Source organism: Bacteroides sp. NSJ-39 (assembly GCF_014287315.1).
GTDB lineage: Bacteria > Bacteroidota > Bacteroidia > Bacteroidales > Bacteroidaceae > Bacteroides > Bacteroides finegoldii.
Map to the genome: position 1 here is coordinate 284,864 of NZ_JACOOB010000003.1, position 14,178 is coordinate 299,041.

Below are 14,178 nucleotides of genomic sequence, written 5' to 3' on the forward strand. Positions count from 1 at the left end.
AAATTATTGAACTTGAACTTTTGAGTAATCATAATCATGTTTCTGCCAGTACATATCAAATTCAATCGAACTGGACGAAGGTGCATTCGTGTTATTATACAACTTAAAGTCAACTGTTTTTATATGTAAAACCCCGATACGTTTTATATTATCAGCAACATTATCGACTGAGCCTTTTACATTATAATAGAATACAAGCAAAACAGCATCTACATTGGCAATCTTTTCTTCACCTACCTTAAATATATCCGGTGCCCAAACATCTGTATTAGGCGAGGCCTTCGCACCTGCAATACTAAAACCACGACAAGTTTTAGCTTCCACATCTATAGGAAAAGTAGTCTCATCAATCTTTGATAATGTACCATTCTTCACTTCATCAATCAGAGTTTTATAGCCTGATTTAGATGGGTCAAGCCATAAGAAAGTCAATGCTGGTGTACCATAACAATCTATTTTTCCTCCTGTCACTTGCGAACTGGAATTTGTTGTAGAATAGAAGTTTCTCAATTGTGTTTTTGAGTTTGCCGGACTATTAATCTGTAATTGCCCTGCAGAAGCTCCTGAGAAGAAAAAATAGGGGTTTACTGAATTATATTCGCTCTCTGAAACCGCCGGTTTATTATTAGCAGAACAAGTAGCAGCTTTATATTTCATAGAAACAGGATCTACTACAGTACTCCAATCACTATTTGCATAGACCAATCCCGTTTCTGGAGAGAAGAAAGAAGATAGCTGTCCCTCAATACGTCCCTGACCATATACTTTATTATTCTCCCAGAAATAAACGAAAGGCACTTTCACCACGAATGCATCCGTCAAGGTGCGCACTTCGCGTCCGTCAAAATAAGAAATTTTCAGTGCCTTCGTATTATTCCCATCTTCATAGTTCTCCGATGAAGGTACAACAAAATTCAATACAGTTTCAGTCTGCAACGGAATGGTACACTCAATATCACCTAACAGCACTTTATCAATCTTATTAAGATAAGTTCCCTCCAATACTACCACATCTCCTACATTAGCCGGTTCAAATACATTAGTTGTAACCTTCGGTTCATAACGTTTCACTGTCAACTGCGGTGCAGAAGAACTTGATGTCTCCACATTCTCCGTACCATTAAAGTATTTGAATGTCACCACAGCCCTGTCACTCTCCACATAAGGAACCTTCACTACTATCTCATTCTCATTTTGTGAGACGATCTCAGCCTCATTTCCAGCCGTACCTCCTTCGGCAGCAGTAAAGAGAACGGCACTTACCACGTTCATGTGACTACCAGAAAGCAACAAATTATTCCCCATTTCAACTTCCGAAGGTACTCCGGTCTGCGAAACAACAGGTGCCGGATATTCGAGAGTAAACTCTGCTTCTGATACACCCTCACCGATTGAGTTGGTCAATACAATTTTACCACTTCGTGCCTGATCCGTTACCTTTAGAGATAAACGCTGATTGGATACTTTCTGCAAAATAGTAACTTTTCCACCACCAATAGTAGCACTTACCACATCATCCAAATATTCTCCGGTAACAATCACTTCACTACCTATACTTCCACTCTCAGGCGAGAAAGAAAGAACCTCCGGTGAACTAATCGCCACATCTTTCATCGACGTAGAATCACAACCACACAAAAAGAATAAACAGGCAAATAATGCTGCCAAAGTCCATTTTCTATATTGTTTCATATTTGTAAGCATTTAAAAGATTAATAACCCGTATTCTGCGCTATCTCAGGATTAATGTCAATCACACTCACCGGAATAGGCAAAAATGTTTGCCAATCTTCTATATCATTCACCGTATAAGAATATTCCGTATAAAGAAGCTCGCTGTTCAAATAATTGTTTACCGTCTGAGTAGCAATGCCCCAACGAAGAAGATCAAACCAGCGCTGATTTTCAAAAGCTAACTCCAGCCTACGTTCATTACGTACAGCCTCTCTAAAATCGTAAAGGCTTGGCAAATCAGCTAATGTATAGGTAGAAACACCAGCACGCTCACAAACCATGTTCAGATATTTCAGATTATCAGTCGAGGGTCCTGAGATCTCATTAGTCAGTTCTGCATAAAGCAAAGCAATGTCGGCAACACGAATCACAGGCCAATCACTCTCACCATCATATTGCGTAGACACAGGGTTAACATATTTCTTACAATAACGACAATTACCTTCTGTCACCCACGTTTGAGTAGTTGTATTAAAATATTTCTGAGCGACATTCACATCCAGACGTTTATCAGCTCCCTCTCCTCTTAGCTCGTAAGCCGCAATAATATTATCAGTGGGAGTATTATAACCGGAAGAAGTACCGATAATCACATTCGCGCCATTATTGACCGGGGCAAACATGTTGCCGAATGGCGAACCGAGACCTACATTACCGGAAAGATAACGAACCGCAAAGATGATTTCCTTATTCATCTCATTACTAATATCAAAAATTTTATCATAAGCAACAAGGTCGCTACCCGATTGCGGATTTCCCACAGATTCACTTTCAAGAACTTCCTTACACAACTGCGCCGCACGAGCATACTTCTCATCACCTACCCGATAGTGTGTAGCATATACCTTCGCAAGTAATGCTTTCGCTGCATTCAGGTCTGCGCGTCCCAAGTCACTATCCGCCATCTTGCCGGGAAGTAATTCATTATTGACAATATTTTCCAAATCCTCTTCAATAAGTGCATATACCTCATCTACTGTAGAGCGCTGCATATCACGAGCCACTTCAGAAGGAACCTTAGAAGTAACGATGAACACCGGTCCCCACAAACGAACTAAATTGAAATATTCCAACGAGCGAAGAAAAAGTACTTCTCCCTCATATTGATTCCGTAGTGTCTCATCTGTCACTACATCAAGGTAAGAGATAACATTATTTACCCGAGCAATTGTGGCATAGCAGGCATTCCAATACGTTTCTACCCATTCATTTTCCGGTACAATAGTTCCCTGGTCAAGCTGTTCCACCAACCGGGTAGTATTGGAAGAGGATCCGGCCGCATATATACGTCCGTTATCTGAACGTAACTCGGTCACAGCCCACTCGTAATACATCACATCATGCAGAGAATTATAACAACCCAACACTAGATTATTCACTGATGAAGCATCCTTCACATATTCATCTGCTGCCACTTCCGAATAAGGATATTGGTCCAGATCACAAGCAGAAAATAGCATAACGATTAACAATAATCCTATATAATTTACCTTTTTCATCGTTTTCCTCCATTAAAAATTAATATCAAAACCGGCAGAAATAGTAGAAGTCAATGGGAATCCACCGCGCTGGTATCCAGAAATCATAGCACTGGAATAGTCACCGGATGTCATACGTGATTCCGGATTAATGCCTTTGTAACCGCTTCCCCAAATATAAAACAGGTTACTACCCGACACATAAAAACGTACACCGGACAATTTAATCTTACGGGCAGCCGTTGCCGGTAAAGTATATCCTACCGTAAAGTTACGTAAACAAGCATACGAAGCGTTTTGCAAAGGATAATCGGTAAGCATGAGGTCATGTCCCGTTTTCACATTCTGATAAGGAGTTTTTCCGTCACCCGGATGTTCTGCACTCACCCAACGGTTCTTTGTATACTTCTTATTCCATTTTTTTGTTTCATTATAGTAAACATCTCCATTAAGTACTGTAATTCCCTGTACACCCTGAATCAGGAATGAGATGTCGAAATCTTTGATTTGGAAAGTATTAGTAATACCCCATGTGAAATCAGGGTAAGGAGTTCCCAATGCAACACGGTCTTCAGGAGTCAAAGAACCATCATTATTAGTATCTACGATACGTATTCCTCCCGGCGCATCATCTGAGAAATGAGGATTAGCAGCAATTTCTTCCGCGCTATTCCATACCCCACACGTCTTATATCCATAAAATTGAATCAACGGTTCACCTACCTTAGCAAGATAGCCTTCATTTCTTTCTCCCAAAGAAATCATTTGCTGTTCGCCACCTAACTCTAACAGTTTATTACGTGACAATGAAAAATTTATATTAGTATCCCATGAAAACTTACGGCTTTTCATATTATGTGTATCAAGTTGAATCTCCAAGCCTGAGTTCCGAACTTTTCCTATATTATTCCAATAATGAGTATAACCGGTAAACGACTGTGTAGGTTGTTCAAATAATAGTGCACGTGTCACCGAATAGTAGGCATCTATTGCCAGATTAATTCGGTTGTTGAAAAGTCCCAAATCCAAGCCATAGTTAAACTCGTCAGTCTGTTCCCAAGTGATATTAGAATTAGCTAATGAAGAAGAGATATTTGCAGAGCCATTAACCAAAGCACCTGTACCTTTACCCGTCACATAATTTGCACTGTTCAATACCTCAAGAGCTGCATTATAGCTGATACGATTATTTCCTGTCACACCATACGATGCACGAAGTTTCAAGTTAGAGATAGCTTTGATATTCTTCATAAATTTCTCTTCATTCACACGCCAGCCAAGTGATACGGAAGGAAACCAAGCATTACGATTGCCCTTCGAAAAGAGCGATGAACGATCCAGTCGCAAAGAAGTAGACAACAGATAGCGTCCCAAATAGCTATAATTAATACGTCCCAGATAAGATTCCAATACGACATCCGGATACCGGAAAGTTCCTGTACCAGCCGTATTGCCGTTACCTTCGCTCGCCAGTTCGTAAACGGTAGCAGCATTCAACGTCTGAATATCATCAGTTGCAAATCCTGTCGCAGCCATAGCTACACGTTGATTCCGTGTCTTTTCTACAGTATATCCTAACAAAGCGTCAATAGTGTGAACTTTATTCTTTCCAAAATCCAAATGATAGCTCAAAATATTCTCACTCAACAAATCAATATAAAGCGCACTGGAATATGTAGCACGACTTGCTTCTTTATCTTTTGTAGCATCTTTATTACCATAATAGTAAGAAGGAGCAAAGCGAACATTTAATCCATTGGAGGTTTTAAACTGTAATCCCTTACAAAGGTCAAGCGTAAGGTACATGCTAGCCAATCCTTGCATAGTCTCGCTCCAACGGAAAGTATTAGTCATTACACTTTTCGGATTATTATTGGCAGAGCTAAACGGAGACGATTTCTCCAACACCCGGTTACCATCGGCATCCAACAACGGATTCCCATCTGCATCTACAGCAGTCGGTGTCATGATATTGTTAAAATGGCTACCTCTTGCAAATCCTTCATAACCGGTTAATTCAGTACTATATGCATTGTGATAGACCGGTAAAAAAGAAGGAGTACGGTAAAAATCAATAAAATTATTCTTCGGACGTTCCGTCTTACTATATGTACCGGAAATATTAACACCTACTGTGGCTATCTTTGAAAGTTTGGTATCCACTTTGGCACGGAAATTCAATTTATCCAACGAATTGTTCAGCATTACCCCTTGATCTTTGGTATAAGCTGCCGAAATAAAATATTTCGTCTCCTTACGTCCACCGGAAACACTCATCTGTACATTAGTGATACCTGCCATATCACGTAAACCTTCTTTCTGCCAATCGGTAGTTCCCATCTGGCTCTCCAAATAAGCGGCTCCACGTGCAGCACTCGGAACTTTCGGACCACCTAAAGCGGCTTCTTCTTCCAATAAACTCAACCATTCGGAAGAAGTCATCATATCATGCAACTGATATGCATACTTAAATCCTTGATAAAATTTGAAAGAATATTTCGGTTTGTCCGGCGTACCACTTTTAGTAGTCACCATAATTACGCCATTAGCGGCACGTGACCCATAAATAGCAGCCGAAGCGGCATCTTTTAAAATTTCAATTGATTTTACATCCGCAGCATTAATGGATGATAAACCACCGGATACAGGAAAGCCATCTATGATAACCAATGGCTCACTATCTGCCGAAATAGATCCTGTGCCACGTACTCGGATAGAAGGAGTTACTCCCACCTCCGATGTCTCATTGGAAACCGTCAGACCTGTCATTGCACCTTGTAAAGCAGATGTCATATCACTCACCGGAGCATTAATCAGTTTCTCACCTTCTAACTTTGAAATCGAACCTGTTAAATGGGACTTTGCCTGCGTACCGTAACCGATTACCACGACATCATCCAACATTTTCGAATCTTCTTCCAACGTCACATTCACCACTGTACGTTTACCTATTACCTCCGCCTTATCAACGTATCCGATATACGAATAGACTAAAATTGTCTTGGAATTAGGAACTTTAATGGAGTACTTACCTTCAGCATCCGTCACGGTTCCCGTAGGAACAGCAGCATCTTTAACTGTAACTGAAGCTCCAATCAACGGACCCTGTTCATCTATCACTCGACCAGTAACTACATGCTGGGAATAAATGTTCAATGTCCCTACCAACAACAGGAACATCAATGCGACCTTTTTTAAAATACAGGAGTTGTTCATAGATTAGTGTTTTAATTTCTATGACAAACGTAGTGATAATAATTGGTAAACCAAAATTTTGGTTTACCAATTATTATTTATTAACAATATCGCATAATCAGCTTATAAATAGCATATTACGCGTACATCTTTATAAAGAAGAAAAGAATATTTTTACTGTAAAGCTTTACTTTGAAAGATAATATTCGTACTTTTACAGCCGCAAACAGGAAGGAAAACCTTTTAAAATATTTATATCTTATGAAAGACGAAGTAAATTCGCAACCAGTTAAGCTTGTCATTGAACACATAAAAAAACAAATCGCAGAGCGCCGGATTCTGCCTGGTGAACGTCTACCGTCTGAACGGAAATTATCTGAACTTCTGCAGGTCAGCCGCTCGCATGTTCGTGAAGCTTTACAAAAGATGGAGTTATATGGAATTGTAAAAATATATCCTCAGAGCGGAACAGTAGTTTCCGAGTTCTCCAAAGATCAATTGGATACCATGATTACCGATGCTTTGAAAATAAGCAAATATGACTTTTCCAGTTTGGTATATGTACGTGTTCTGTTGGAGATCGAAGTTTGCAAATTGTGTGCAATTAACCGTACAGAAGAAGATTTGGAGAATATCGAAAAAACACTTGTCGAATTGGAGGAAAAGTTTGACACAGAGCTACGCGTTGAGAAAGATTTTGCATTTCATCAAGCAATTGCACAAGGTGGACACAACCCGGTAATTAGTTCACTCTTGCTTATCATTACTCCTGATATATTAAAATATTATCAAAAATATAAAGTCTGCGCCGTTCCTCAAAAAACAGTACATGCAGAACACAGAGAGATGTTACAAAAGATAAAAGATAAAGACAAGGATGGAATGAAAGAGCTGGTACTCCGCCACTTGTCCAACCTGATTGATTTTGCCAAATTATCGACCAAAGGAGAGATTCCGGAGTTCGAATACGGGCATATCTAAAAAGCAAAAGAAAGCAATAAAAAAATAATAGAGGAGGACAAATGTCCTCCTCTATTATTTTTTAAGTTAACAGCTAGTCTCTCAATTAAGCTGCCGGATCGGGAGCTTCTCCGTGATTACCGTCCGAATTTCCGCCATCGCCAGAATCAGAGCCACCATTCCCTCCATTTGTTGCCACAACGTCCAATGGTACATATTTTGAGATACTCATCTTATTCAACATCGTTTTTAACTGACTTCCCGGGGTAAAAACTATTTTTCTCACTATGATATTACTACTATCGACATCCTTGGCTTCTATACCACTTTTAGCGTTAAAAGTAGGACGAAGTGTACCGAACTCACCTAGCTTCACCGTTTTTCCCTCATCCATATATCCTTCCAATGAATCAAGCAGCCCGTCTAAGACTAATTTGACCTGACCACGATGAGTACCACAAATCAATGATACATTTTTACACAATTTCGAGAAATCAATTACTCCATCGCTCACCGGAGCAGCGACATACTTCTTAGTTTTGGTTTCATCGAAATTAAAGACTCTTTCTTTTACTGCATACTGTAATCCCATAATTTTAAGTTTTTAAATTGTTTGATAAAAATGTTGTTTTGTGATCACGATGCAAAGATACAGCAAGGGAAAACCACCGAAGTGCTTTAATGGTCCTTAACTACCCGTTAATCTAAAAACACTCCTTTGAACACCTGCCTAAAAAAATATTCGCTTTTGCCTAAAAAAAGATATCCATCCTCCTAAACGCAGATATCTTTTTAGGCAAGTATCGTCTTATTTGATAAGATAGGTAGCCACTACCGGAACATTACATTTCCGTATACGCAATTCTGGTAAGGGATTGACTGAAAAACAAACGAGCGAAATATTCAATCGCTTTAAGATTTTCGAGAGCAGTAACCTGAAGCACACCGGAAGTACCGGAGTGGGTCTGAACCTAACCAAAAGCCTGACTGAATTATTAGGTGGAGAAATCACTATAGAAAGTACTTTGGGAGAATATGTAGAATTCAATGTATCCCTGCCGCCTATGTACGTGAATTCCGAAAAAGAAAGTCAGCCTACAGAAGAAAAGACAGAGGTCAGTGAAATGCTTTTCATTCCTAAGCAGAAAGAAATTACCATACTGATTGTAGAAGACGAAAAGAATATCCGGGAACTGTTGAAAGATATTCTGCTTCCCTACTATCAGGTTCGCGAAGCTGCCGATGGAGAAGAGGCGCTGAAAGAAGTAGAACAAAAGTAACCGGACATCATTATCAGTGATGTGTTAATGCCCAAACTAGATGGCATTACACTGACAGATATATTGAAGTCTGATGAACGGACAGCTCATATTCCGGTTATTCATATTTCTGCCAAAAACTCTATTGAAGACCAGATCAATGCCTATAATCACGGAACAGATTTGTATATCCCTAAACCTTTCCATCCAAGACATGTGTTGAGTGCGGTAGAGAATATGATTAATAAATACTCTCTGATGAAAGAGTATTTCAAATCCGGCCGTTCCTCTCTTATTGTAAGGGATGGGATCACCATGCACAAAGAGGATGAATTATTACTGAACAAGATTATCAAGTTCATTGAAGATAATATCGACGATGAATCCATGAATCCGGAATATTATCAGATTCTTACGAGGTAGCTCAAATGAGATATGCGACTAATGGGACAATATCTGCTGTAATGTGATGTTCGAGAGGTCCGGTCAAGGCAAAAGTCGGAGTAGATTCTTCACCAGCATCGTCACTTTCCCAAGGAAACATGGCACCCCGGTAACCATGAGTGATAGCACGTTTGCAAGCAGCTGCAAGACGGTTGGTACGGTAGTTCACCATAGATTCGGCAATGCCTTGATTGAGCAATAATATAGGAGGATACATCCAAAGTTCCGTATCCCCAAAGATATGCCCGTTGTACCCCTGTGAAGACAGCCCCATGGGAGAAATGCTCAATCCGGTACCCTCTCTTCCGAAAGAATAGAGGTTGAACAGGGCGAAACACACTGCACGTTGAGCATCATCATCACCCTCAATACGAATATCACCTTGCCAAAGTTCATTCCATAGTTGGCAATGGAAAGCCATCAGACGGTCGGCATCCTCGTGGATAGCGTAAGTGATTTGACGTTCAGACTCATTGTAAGGATCTACGAAGTCACGCTTGGAATAGATGACACCTGCCAATGCAAAAGAATAGGTTTCTCCTTTTTTCAGAGATACGGTAAAAGATTATTGAATGGAAAAAGGCTCTTTCCAGGGGAGAAGGCCAATGCCGCCATTAGCCATAGGAACTCCTACGTAATCAGCATGAATATCTGAAGTATGGAGTTGCCACAAGTCTTTCTCGGAAGTAACGGCACGCATGGCCGTAAAAGAGCTTATCAATACCAGAATCAGTAAATTTAGTTTTCTCATGTTTTTCTATGTTGATTTACCACATTAAATACGGGGTAAAGATAAGAATAACTATTTGAAAATAATCATAATCTGCTCATCAATACCCTTATCGGGTATGCGCACACTACATACACAGGTTTCTTTATCCCAACTCCACGCCACAGATTCCGTATCATTCTCTAAATTATCTTCCAAGCGTTCCGTCTTAGCTTTCTTTATTTTCTTTCCTTTGACAGTAACCTCTTTCGGAACTTTCGCAGAATAAATACGAAACAACAGATTTCTCGGACCGGGGACAGTGTATCCTTTTCCTTCACGGGCAGAGACAGTCAATTCATATCCATTCGCCAAAGTATTACAAACAATCGGTGTTTTGACAAATTCATCACGCTGATATCCTAAGTTTTCTCCTTCATCTTCATAGAGAGTAAAGGCAGCCTGTGCACCCTCCTGTGCAGGGAAAACTTCAAAAGTTAGTGGATATACCGGTTTCTCATGGGTGTAGTTCATCACCGGCATGGTGGGAATGATAGAACCTTGCTTCACAAACACAGGAACGAAGGACAAGGGAGCGTCAACCGTAGTCCATTGCTCTCCGGTGTAAACCGTCTTCTTGTTATTATAGTCAATCCATGTACCTTCGGGCAAATAGACATTTTTGGTACGAGCGCCTTTCTTCACCACAGGGGCTACCAGTAATTCACGGCCAAACATGAATTGGGCATCCGTAGAAAAAGTTTCCATATCCATTGGATATTCCAGAAACAGAGGCCGCATGATAGGCAATCCTGTATCATACGCTTCGCGGGCGTAAGTGTAGATATACGGCAACAAACGATATTTCAACTCGATAGCTGCCTTTGCGTTCTTTTCCGCTTCCGGACCGAAAAGCCACGGTTCCACCGGATTATCTCCCTCATGGTGGATACGACTCAAAGGATTGAATGCACCGAATTGAATCCAACGGGTATAGAGTTCCGCCATAGCCGGATAATCTTCAATGTCTCCACAGTAACCGGTAATGTCACAGGAAGAAAACGGTATCAGTCCTAAACCGGCGGAAAGCATTACAGGAATCTGATTGGCTAACTGTCCCCAGCCTTGCAACACATCATCTCCGTTCCCGCTATCACCTGTCCAACCGAACGTATAACGTTGCAATCCGGCATAAGCAGCACGGGTCATTTGGAACACACGACGGTCCGGATTCCTCTTTTCAAATTGTTCTTTCACCACTTTATCCCAAGTCAATCCATAGACATTATGGATTTCATCGTGCATACCCAGATAGTGTTTCATGACGAGACGTTCCGTTTGCTCTTCGTTACTCCAGGCAGGTTCGCCCATGTCCGTCCAGAAGCCGGAGATACCGTCGTCAATCGGTTTCTGCTGATAGGTTCCCCACCAATCGGCTACGGCAGGCAAGGTGAAATCCACCACTCCACAGTTACCACCCCAAGGCCAGGGCATATCGTAGCTTTTACCGTTCGTGCTGTCCTTTACAAAATAACCCAAACGATCAGCTTCTTCCCATTGCTTTTTATTAGCTTGTGCAATTACCGGATCTTGAGATACTACTACCTTAAAACCCATCTCTTTCAAATCCGAAAGCATCTTCTTTGGATTCTCATAGTTTCCTTTGCGCCATTCGAAATCCTGCAGATATTCCGTCCAGCCGATATCCTGATAGATAATATCACAAGGGATTCCACGTTTCCGGTAACCCTCGGCTATTTCGCGACTTAGCTTTTCGCTTGTCAGCAGACCGCGGCATTGAGCAAAACCCAGCGCCCATTTCGGTGGCATGATAGGTTTGCCCGTCAGTCCGACGTATTGGCCGATAATTTCCTTATAGTCCTTGCCGAAAATAAAATAGTAGATCATTTCACCGTTCGGAGCTTCAAAGCTGTAATAGTCGCGACTTTCCGTACCGAACTTGAATTCCGTTTTGTACGTATTATCAAGAAAAATACCATACCGATAACTGCTCATAAAGAAAGGAATACTCTTGTAGAGCGGATCTTCCACTATACTGTAACAGGGTTTGTCACTATTCCACATCTTATAAGATTCGCCACGACGGTCCATCTTTCCTGTCTTTTCTCCCAGTCCGAAAAAATGCTCGTCACGACGGAGCACTTTATATTCCGTCTTCTTTGTTCCTTCACTCACATGCCCCTTGTCGGCATAATCACTAAACAGGAGTTTCTGATACTTATCAAATATCTGAAGACTCAACGGAGATTTATTTACCCGAATACGCAATTTCGGAGTAAAGATCTCATAACAGGCTGTCTGTTCGTCCACATGGACGGTCCCTACATCTTCCAACTCTTCATTAATCACTGCAAAAGAGGCATTCTTCCGTTGCAGCTGTCCATCGGGCGAAAACCAAACTTTGACTACCGAAGGACTACAGAGCTGTAGCTGCAACGCAGCACTGTCCGTCAGGTGAAAAGTCACCTGACGCCCTTGTTGTGTAAAAGAAGTGCATACCTTTGCGTTATCTGTGGCACAAAGCACAGAGATAGGTAACAAGCAAGCTATCATCCATCCTATTATTCTATTCATATTCGCACTATCCTCTTATTTATTCCATATCTATCAGCCTCATTCATACTCTACTACCAACATTGTCCAATATTTCAATGACGGAAGTGCTACCTTTATCTCATTTCCTTCCTGAACAAAATCAAGCTCTTGAGAGACTCCGAAACGTGCATCCGGAGAGGCTGCCCAAACTGTTCTTACCGTCCCCTTTACGCTTACCTTTGTTTGGACCGGTTCAATCAAAGAGGGTTCAACCTGCGTCCCATTAGAGTCACACCAATCCAAATGTACAGCATTGGTATAATTAAGGAAATGAATCACGTCCCTACGATCAAAGCGTTTCCCGATAGTGGCAATCTGATTACGGACAGGGGGCCATTGATTGACGGTCATCTTCCCATCTGTAGAAGAAGCTGTAACTCCATAAAACTCTCCACCATCACGTAAGAGATTCTCATACCCGGTGATAAAATCATAATAAGTCACCATTGCTTTCTTCAATTCCCCTTTCATTGCCAAGCTGCTGTTAGGGAAATACTCGGTAGTCAACATATGTTCTCCTAATTCCAGATGCGCACCACCCCATGCATGGATAGCGGCATTTGCCATTAATACACCAGGGGTATTGAAATAGCCACGCCCTTCACCGCCAAGCTTATAATTCATATAAGCAGCCAATACAGTTTTCTTTCCGTTCGACCATCGATCATTGTTTGTGATAATATTTGAAAGGACGCTAAAGCCGTTATCGGTCGGTTTTTCCCACACTTCAGTATAAAGGAAATCTACCGGAGAGTTCGCAATCAAGTTTTCTTGACCATATTGTCCCACAGCATTCATCACCAACGACTTTTTCGGTTGAGCTTCTTTCATCGCCTTTATAAACACCGGGAAAGTAGCTGCGAGATCAACAGAGTTTCCATTATAATCATATAATTCTCCCCGACCACCTAGCTGGTCAATCTGATAGCCGTCAAAATCAAAAACTTCATATACGTCGTTATTCTGCTGAGCCATATAGTCTCTCCATTCCTGCAATGCCGGATTCGTCAGATAGATATTACTTTTGAAAGGAGAACCTAGCGGATGATAATCCTTGTTTCCGTGCTTCTTGTCCTTAAACAGGTACCATGCTTCTTTCACACCATCATCGGCCGCATCGCTCAAAGCTCCATAAGCAAGATTGTAGAAAAGAGATTTCATACCCCGTTTATGACCAGCGTCAATGTATCCCTGCACAGTAGAACGATAACAATCGCGATTGATAATATCTTTCCACACATCCATCGGAGCAGAAGGCGAACCTGCTAATGGCTTATGGTGTTTGTAATGCCAGTCCTGATACTGCACATAGTTGATATGATGGCGGTTCAGGTTATCCATTACCTTGTTAATCTCCTTTTCGCTCATTTTGCCATATTCGGAGAGAAATCCGTTGCGCGGAAAACGTGCAGGGTCGGAAGACACATCAATGGCAATGCTGCCCAGAACAACCTCTTCGCCATTCTCTACTGTATATAAGTCGACCATATAACCTTTAAAGTCATCTGCCGGCGGATTCCAACTCCATGACTTTCCGGTGAGGGGAGTTTCGGAAAGCACCTTGTTGAGATGCTTATAGCGAATGGTCACCTGCCCTTCGGGAAGATTGTTCAAAGAAAGTTGTACCGGTTCTCCCGGCTGATAGGCGGCTTTATCGGTAGACAGCAGTACGGTGATATAGCCGTCTCCGTAAGTAATAGGATTGTGCGAAGGCTCGTCGTCGATACAACCGGCCAATGAAAAAGCCAGGATACAAGCCATTATATATTTCGTCTGTTTCATA

The 14,178-nt window shown here is 41.4% G+C and carries 9 protein-coding genes and 2 pseudogenes; 3 read left to right on the forward strand and 8 right to left on the reverse strand.

Annotation, left to right across the window (positions count from 1 at the left end):
- Positions 1-3: 3 nt before the first annotated feature.
- Genes H8S63_RS05655 through H8S63_RS05665 form a run of 3 tightly spaced genes read right to left on the reverse strand, consistent with a single transcriptional unit; the run spans position 4 to position 6,428 of the window.
- Entirely contained in the window at positions 4-1,692 is a 1,689-nt protein-coding gene (locus H8S63_RS05655; protein WP_186925995.1) for an IPT/TIG domain-containing protein, read from the reverse strand.
- Positions 1,693-1,712: 20 nt separating this feature from the next.
- Positions 1,713-3,233, reverse strand: coding sequence for a RagB/SusD family nutrient uptake outer membrane protein (locus H8S63_RS05660; RefSeq protein WP_022275339.1), 1,521 nt, complete (start codon positions 3,231-3,233; stop codon positions 1,713-1,715).
- 12 nt (positions 3,234-3,245) lie between these two features.
- Positions 3,246-6,428 (reverse strand): TonB-dependent receptor, encoded by a 3,183-nt coding sequence (locus H8S63_RS05665; RefSeq protein ID WP_055279019.1) that lies wholly within the window; start codon positions 6,426-6,428, stop codon positions 3,246-3,248.
- A gap of 240 nt (positions 6,429-6,668) precedes the next feature.
- On the opposite strand from H8S63_RS05665, the gene H8S63_RS05670 reads away from it, so the two are divergent.
- Complete coding sequence (locus tag H8S63_RS05670; RefSeq protein WP_007762484.1) at positions 6,669-7,388, forward strand: FadR/GntR family transcriptional regulator; 720 nt, start codon at positions 6,669-6,671, stop codon at positions 7,386-7,388.
- Positions 7,389-7,473: 85 nt separating this feature from the next.
- Here the strand turns inward: H8S63_RS05670 and H8S63_RS05675 are convergent, their stop codons facing one another.
- Positions 7,474-7,959 (reverse strand): HU family DNA-binding protein, encoded by a 486-nt coding sequence (locus H8S63_RS05675; protein WP_007762485.1) that lies wholly within the window; start codon positions 7,957-7,959, stop codon positions 7,474-7,476.
- A gap of 256 nt (positions 7,960-8,215) precedes the next feature.
- Here H8S63_RS05675 and H8S63_RS19960 point away from each other — a divergent pair.
- Both H8S63_RS19960 and H8S63_RS19965 read left to right on the forward strand, forming a co-directional pair.
- Positions 8,216-8,647: pseudogene (locus tag H8S63_RS19960) on the forward strand (ATP-binding protein); the annotation flags it as partial.
- Between the two features lie 12 nt (positions 8,648-8,659).
- Complete coding sequence (locus H8S63_RS19965) at positions 8,660-9,049, forward strand: PleD family two-component system response regulator (RefSeq protein ID WP_302295668.1); 390 nt, start codon at positions 8,660-8,662, stop codon at positions 9,047-9,049.
- Positions 9,050-9,077: 28 nt separating this feature from the next.
- Here the strand turns inward: H8S63_RS19965 and H8S63_RS05685 are convergent.
- The 4 genes and pseudogenes from H8S63_RS05685 to H8S63_RS05695 form a co-directional block, all read right to left on the reverse strand.
- Positions 9,078-9,629, reverse strand: a pseudogene (locus tag H8S63_RS05685) (glycoside hydrolase family 65 protein); the annotation flags it as partial.
- Positions 9,630-9,635: 6 nt separating this feature from the next.
- Positions 9,636-9,821 carry a hypothetical protein gene (locus H8S63_RS20295; RefSeq protein WP_370527603.1) on the reverse strand — a complete coding sequence of 62 codons (186 nt, stop codon included), beginning with the start codon at positions 9,819-9,821 and terminating at the stop codon, positions 9,636-9,638.
- Positions 9,822-9,872: 51 nt separating this feature from the next.
- Positions 9,873-12,353 carry a glycoside hydrolase family 31 protein gene (locus H8S63_RS05690; RefSeq protein ID WP_370527604.1) on the reverse strand — a complete coding sequence of 827 codons (2,481 nt, stop codon included), beginning with the start codon at positions 12,351-12,353 and terminating at the stop codon, positions 9,873-9,875.
- A 60-nt stretch (positions 12,354-12,413) separates the two neighbouring features.
- Positions 12,414-14,177: a glycoside hydrolase family 66 protein gene (locus H8S63_RS05695; RefSeq protein ID WP_186925998.1), complete on the reverse strand. Its 1,764-nt coding sequence runs from the start codon at positions 14,175-14,177 to the stop codon at positions 12,414-12,416.
- Between the last annotated feature and the right edge of the window lies 1 nt (position 14,178).

Coding starts and splice junctions, on each gene's coding strand:
- H8S63_RS05655 (WP_186925995.1), bottom strand. CDS start 1,692: ATGAAACAATATAGAAAATGGACTTTGGCAGCATTATTTGCCTGTTTA.
- H8S63_RS05660 (WP_022275339.1), bottom strand. CDS start 3,233: ATGAAAAAGGTAAATTATATAGGATTATTGTTAATCGTTATGCTATTT.
- H8S63_RS05665 (WP_055279019.1), bottom strand. CDS start 6,428: ATGAACAACTCCTGTATTTTAAAAAAGGTCGCATTGATGTTCCTGTTG.
- H8S63_RS05670 (WP_007762484.1), top strand. CDS start 6,669: ATGAAAGACGAAGTAAATTCGCAACCAGTTAAGCTTGTCATTGAACAC.
- H8S63_RS05675 (WP_007762485.1), bottom strand. CDS start 7,959: ATGGGATTACAGTATGCAGTAAAAGAAAGAGTCTTTAATTTCGATGAA.
- H8S63_RS20295 (WP_370527603.1), bottom strand. CDS start 9,821: ATGAGAAAACTAAATTTACTGATTCTGGTATTGATAAGCTCTTTTACG.
- H8S63_RS05690 (WP_370527604.1), bottom strand. CDS start 12,353: ATGATAGCTTGCTTGTTACCTATCTCTGTGCTTTGTGCCACAGATAAC.
- H8S63_RS05695 (WP_186925998.1), bottom strand. CDS start 14,177: ATGAAACAGACGAAATATATAATGGCTTGTATCCTGGCTTTTTCATTG.